Source organism: Sulfobacillus harzensis (assembly GCF_012933365.1).
GTDB lineage: Bacteria > Bacillota > Sulfobacillia > Sulfobacillales > Sulfobacillaceae > Sulfobacillus_B > Sulfobacillus_B harzensis.
Window position 1 is genome coordinate 1 of record NZ_JABBVZ010000253.1, and the last position, 1,577, is coordinate 1,577.

The 1,577-nt window shown below is 62.3% G+C and carries 1 rRNA gene; it reads right to left on the minus strand.

What is annotated here, in order from left to right:
* Positions 1–44 precede the first annotated feature (44 nt).
* Positions 45–1,575: ribosomal RNA gene (locus HIJ39_RS22840) — 16S ribosomal RNA — on the minus strand.
* Positions 1,576–1,577: the final 2 nt, after the last annotated feature.

Genomic DNA, 1,577 nt, shown 5'->3' on the forward strand with positions numbered 1-1,577 from the left:
CCGGTCCTTCAAAACCATATCATCATGCGCACACGTGTCCCTAGAAAGGAGGTGATCCAGCCGCACCTTCCGATACGGCTACCTTGTTACGACTTCACCCCAATCATCCGCCCCACCGTCGACGGGGTCGTCCCATGCGGGTTCGACCGACCGGCTTCGGGTGTGGCCGACTCTCGTGGTGTGACGGGCGGTGTGTACAAGGCCCGGGAACGGATTCACCGCGGCATGCTGATCCGCGATTACTAGCAATTCCGGCTTCATGCAGGCGAGTTGCAGCCTGCAATCCGAACTGGGACGCCGTTTGAAGGATTCGCTCCCCCTCGCGGGGTCGCGGCCCGTTGTCGGCGCCATTGTAGCACGTGTGTGGCCCAGGACATAAAGGCCATGCGGATTTGACGTCATCCCCACCTTCCTCCGGTTTGTCACCGGCAGTCTCGTGTGAGTGCCCGGCCGAACCGCTGGCAACACACGACGAGGGTTGCGCTCGTTGCGGGACTTAACCCAACATCTCACGACACGAGCTGACGACAACCATGCAGCACCTGACGACCACTCTTCCGAAGAAGCCTCCCCCTTTCGGGGGACTCATGGTCCCGTCTAGTCCTGGTAAGGTTCTGCGCGTTGCGTCGAATTAAACCACATGCTCCACTGCTTGTGCGGGCCCCCGTCAATTCCTTTGAGTTTCAACCTTGCGGCCGTACTCCCCAGGCGGGATACTTAGTGCGTTAGCTCCGGCACCGCCGGGTGGACCCCCGCGACACCTAGTATCCATCGTTTACGGCGTGGACTACCGGGGTATCTAATCCCGTTTGCTCCCCACGCTGTCGCGCCTCAGCGTCAGGGCCAGGCCAGTGCACCGCCTTCGCCACCGGTGTTCTTCCTGATCTCTACGCATTTCACCGCTCCACCAGGAATTCCGTGCACCTCTCCTGCCCTCCAGTTCCACCGTTTAGCCGCCCTCCGCCGGGTGAGCCGGCGGCTGAAAACCGCTACGTGTGAAACCGCCTACACGCCCTTTACGCCCAGTAATTCCGGACAACGCTTGCCCCCTACGTCTTACCGCGGCTGCTGGCACGTAGTTTGCAGGGGCTTCCTCCGCCGGTACCGTCCCGCCCGGGTTTGCACCCGGGCCCTCGTCCCGACAGACAGAGCTTTACAACCCGAAGGCCGTCTTCACTCACGCGGCGTTGCTCCATCAGGCTTGCGCCCATTGTGGAAGATTCCCTACTGCTGCCTCCCGTAGGAGTCTGGGCCGTGTCTCAGTCCCAGTGTGGCCGATCACCCTCTCAGGCCGGCTACCCATCGTCGCCTTGGGAGGCCGTTACCCCCCCAACTAGCTAATGGGCCGCGAGCCCCCCATCCAGCGACCCGAAGGCCTTTCCCCCGGCCCCTTGCGGGACCGGGACGTATGCGGGATTGCCGCGCCTTTCGGCCCGATATCCCCCACTGGATGCCCGGTTACTCACGTGTTCCTCACCCGTCCGCCGCTGCTCTTCCGAAGAAGAACCGCTCGACTTGCATGTATTAAGCACGCCGCCAGCGTTCGTCCTGAGCCAGGATCAAACTCTCCATGACTC